This window comes from Arthrobacter sp. Hiyo1, from assembly GCF_001263615.2.
Lineage (GTDB): Bacteria > Actinomycetota > Actinomycetes > Actinomycetales > Micrococcaceae > Arthrobacter.
Genome location: NZ_DF952476.1, coordinates 1 through 4,215 on the forward strand (window position 1 = coordinate 1; position 4,215 = coordinate 4,215).

Annotated in this window: 3 protein-coding genes; 2 read left to right on the forward strand and 1 reads right to left on the reverse strand. The window is 65.3% G+C overall.

From position 1 onward, the window contains the following. Both AHiyo1_RS20455 and AHiyo1_RS20460 read left to right on the forward strand, forming a co-directional pair. The coding region (locus tag AHiyo1_RS20455) for a cytochrome c oxidase assembly protein (RefSeq protein ID WP_148667689.1) at positions 1 to 1,012 on the forward strand (1,012 nt) is incomplete at its 5' end. Beyond that, positions 963 to 2,984: an NHL domain-containing thioredoxin family protein gene (locus AHiyo1_RS20460; protein ID WP_059389806.1), complete on the forward strand. Its 2,022-nt coding sequence runs from the start codon at positions 963 to 965 to the stop codon at positions 2,982 to 2,984. The genes AHiyo1_RS20455 and AHiyo1_RS20460, both read left to right, overlap by 50 nt. A 37-nt stretch (positions 2,985 to 3,021) precedes the next feature. On the opposite strand, the gene AHiyo1_RS20465 is transcribed toward AHiyo1_RS20460, so the two are convergent. After that, positions 3,022 to 4,014 carry a hypothetical protein gene (locus AHiyo1_RS20465; protein WP_253257532.1) on the reverse strand — a complete coding sequence of 331 codons (993 nt, stop codon included), beginning with the start codon at positions 4,012 to 4,014 and terminating at the stop codon, positions 3,022 to 3,024. Positions 4,015 to 4,215 lie beyond the last annotated feature (201 nt).

Below are 4,215 nucleotides of genomic sequence, written 5' to 3' on the forward strand. Positions count from 1 at the left end.
GTCCGGTTACGAGCTGCCGCCCGAACTGACGCCCGCGCGATGGTTGACCGAGTGGCGCTTCGACTGGCTTTGGGTGGCTGTGGCCCTCTTCGGCGCGGCGAGCTACATCCTTGGCGTGGCCAAGGTCCGTCGCCGCGGTGACTCCTGGTCGTGGTTCCGTGCGGTGAACTGGATGATCGGCCTGCTCGTCCTGACCTACATCACGTCCGGGCCGCCGTCGGTATACGGCCGCATACTGTTCTCCGCCCACATGGTGGACCACATGGCGTTGACGATGGTGGCGCCGCTGTTCCTGGTTCTGGGTTCCCCGGTGACGTTGGCATTGCGGGCCCTGCCGTCGCGCGGCGAGGGATCACGCGGAGATGGCTCCCGTGGCCTTCGTGAATGGCTCCTGGTGTTCGTGCACTCGAAGTTCTCCCAAGTGGTGACCCACCCACTCTTCGCCGCGGCGAACTTTGCCGGTTCGATCGTCCTGTTCTACTTCTCGGACGCGTTCGGCTGGGCGATGCGTGAGCACGTGGGCCACGAACTGATGAACCTGCACTTCCTGCTCACCGGCTACATCTTCGTCCTCACCATGATCGGCACGGACCCGCTGCCGCGTCGTGCGCCCTACCCGATGCGGCTGCTTCTCTTGCTCGCCACGATGGGCTTCCACGCCTTCTTCGGCGTATCCATCATGGGAGGCACTGGACTGCTCGCCGCCGATTACTTCGGCAACCTCGGCCGGACCTGGGGACCATCGGCTTTGCTCGACCAGCAGACAGGCGGCGCCGTGGCCTGGGGAATCGGCGAAGTTCCCACCTTGCTGGTGGCGATCGGCGTCGCGGTCATGTGGTCGCGTTCGGATGAGCGGGAGACCAAACGCACCGACCGGGCGGCGGACAGGAATAACGACGCCGACCTGAATGCTTACAACGATATGTTTGCGCGGCTTGCAGACCGCGATGCGAAACTGATTGATCGGGACTCCAAGCAGCCCGAAAGCAAGACCAACCTGGAAGGACGCTGATGAGCGAAACCGTACGCACCAATTGCGTGTCCGCGCCTCTGAACTGGTGGGCCGTGGCTGGCTCAACACCGGTGGGAAGACCCTGGACCTGGAAGCGCTGCGCGGCAAGATCGTGCTGTTGGACTTCTGGACGTTCTGCTGCATCAACTGCCTCCATGTCCTGGATGAGCTGCGCCCCCTCGAGGAGAAGTACTCCGACATCCTGGTGACGGTAGGCGTGCACTCTCCCAAGTTCGAGCACGAGGCCGATCCCGTGGCCCTCGCTTCCGCCGTCGAGCGTTACGAAATCCACCACCCCGTCCTGGACGACCCCGAGCTCGCTACGTGGAAGGCCTATACGGCCCGCGCCTGGCCGACGCTGGTGGTTGTGGACCCCGAGGGCTACATCGTGGCGCACCTTTCCGGTGAGGGCCACGCAGACGGCCTTGCGGTGCTCCTCGAGGAACTCGTGGCCGAGCACGAAGCCAAGGGGACCCTCCACCGCGGCGACGGCCCCTACGTGGCTCCCGTCCCGACGTCGGGCACCTTGCGCTTCCCCGGCAAGGCGACCCAGCTGGACAACGGCAACTACCTGGTGGTCGATTCCGGCCACCACCGTTTGGTGGAACTTCGTCCTGACCTTGAGACGGTTGAGCGTGTCATCGGCTCCGGAACCAAGGGTTACCTGGATGGTGCGGCGGAAATCGCGCAGTTCAACGAGCCGCAGGGCGTGGCGGTGCTCCCGTCGTCGCTGGCTTGGCAGCTTGGCTACGAAGCAGTGGTCGCGGACACCGTGAACCACCGCCTCCGCGGCGTCACGCTCAGCTCGGGTTACGTGCAGACTGTTGCCGGAAACGGCGTGCAGCGCCTGCTCGACGCCGGCCCGGCCCGGGTGACGGAAAGCGGTGCCGGCGTTTGGGCTGAACACCCCGACGGCGGTCCGGCTGACTTCGCGGCCGACGCACTCGACGTCGGGGTACTTGGTGTGGGGACCGGGGTGTCCCTGTCCTCGCCGTGGGACGTCGTATGGAGCGAGAAGCTGCAACGGGTCGTCATCGCGATGGCCGGCACGCACCAGATCTTCGCCTTTGAGCCTCTCAGCGGCGAGGTATCCATCCTGGCCGGCTCGGGCCTTGAAGGTTTGCTTGACGGCCCCGCCGAGGAAGCCTGGTTCGCCCAGCCTTCCGGCCTGGCCGTCGATGCGGATGACAACATCTGGGTGGCCGACTCCGAAACCTCGGCATTGCGTCGGCTGGTCGTAGGCGAATCAGGTGTGACTGTTGAGTCGGCCGTGGGCAAGGGCCTGTTCGATTTCGGTTTCCGCGACGGCGAGGCCACGGAAGCCCGCCTGCAGCACCCCCTCGGCGTCACAGTGCTCCCCGATGGCTCCGTGGCCATCGCAGACACCTACAACGGTGCCGTGCGGCGCTACGATCCGGCGGCTAAGGCCGTGTCCACCTTGGCGAGGGGACTCGCCGAGCCGAGCGACGTCGTCGTGGTCTACCCGGAAGGCGGCGAACCGCTGCTGGTGGTGGTGGAATCAAACAAGCACCAGCTGGTTCTCGTTCCCATCCCCAAGGAAGCCCAGCAGGTGGACGAGGGAGCATCCCAGACGCAGCGGCCCAAGAGCCCCGTGGCGCCAGGGAACGTGGAGCTGACCGTGCGCTTCACGGCCCCGACCGGACAGAAGCTCGACGACCGCTGGGGCGACCCTACGCAGTTGAAGATCTCGTCGACCCCGCCTGAGCTGCTGCTTTCCGGCGGTGGCACGTCGGTAGGGCTGCTGCGGACCGTCGAGCTGTCCGCGGACGTTCCGGAGGGAATCCTCCACATTACGGCCCGCGCGGCTGCGTGTGATGGCCCGGAAACCGAGGACGGCGAAATCCCGGATCACGCTGCGTGCCACCTCTACCAGCAGGACTGGGGCATCCCCGTGGTCCTGCAGGCCGACGGCGACTCCGAGTTGGTGCTTGACCTGCGCGGGATGGACTAGGCGGGGGCTGGCTGGACCGGGCGGGCCGCAGCCGAACCTAGAAGCTCACCAGCGGCGTGACCGTGATGGTGTCCGCGCCTATGTCCAACCGTGTGGTGAAGCTGAAGTCGTGAACGGCACTGAGGTCGCCGACCAGTCCGCTGAAGAGGTCGATTTCGCGGGCGGTTACCTTGGCCTTGCCGTTGAGGGGCGCCACGACCCACTGCCCGTTAAAGGGGTCGATGCTGACCTTGGGGTACTCCGTGATCTGCCACTTGATGGTCCCGTCCACCACCCGGCTGTTGGTCACGTGGTAGAACGGGCAATCGGGCTGGAGCTTTTGTTGCTTGGTGGCGTCCGCGGCGCAGGTGTCCAGGAATTCCTTGACCTTGTCGCTCACCACCTTGATCATGGCGTCGGTGGGCTTGGTCAAAAGGTTGAGGGGCGCCTGCGGCAGGGCGCCTGTGGTCACTGACGTGCTGGTAGTCGGCGCCGAGAAGTATTTGCCGGCGAGGCTGGCTTCGTATTGGCCGGGGTAAAACACGGCAAAGCTGTTGCGGCCGTTGGGCAGGTTTACCGGGACCCCGTTCAGGGTGGCCTCGTTGGCGTTCACCACGGTGACCTCGATGGTCGGCAAGGATGACGGCACGAAGGACCACTTGCCGAAGAACAGCCACTCGGTTCCCGTCCGTTCCAAGAGGAAGTCCGAATGCAGCGCCTTGCCGTCGATCTGGTAGTCCATGGGGACCGTCACCCGGTTTCCGCCACGGGATTCGGCGTTGCCGAGTTTGATATCAGTGATCTTCGACGCCGCCGTCTGCAGGGCGGTACCGTCCAGCATGGCCGCATTGGCGTTGGGCACGGAGGCGTGCAGGAGTCCGAGGGCTTCCCCGCCGTGCCCCTGCTGGAGGGCCGACAGGTAATCGCGCACTTGCTGCTGGGGGCTGGCTATGGAGTTGCTCACCAGGTTGATGGAAACGATCGCAGCGGCCACAGCAAGCATCAGACCGAGCAGCCACCCGGCCGCGGTCTTGACCAACGCTTGACTCAACTGCACGCCCTTTACGTTACCCGCCGGTTCCGCAATACCCCGGCATCCTTCCCCTCACGTGACATCTGGACACGCTTTAGGGAAGGGTCCGACGGCGGGTGGCAGCTCCGTTTCAGCGGCGCCGGCGCGATGAGGTTCCGAACACTCCGCGGAGCAATTCCCGGCCGAGTTGCGTGCCGAAGGACCGTGCCATGCTTTTGA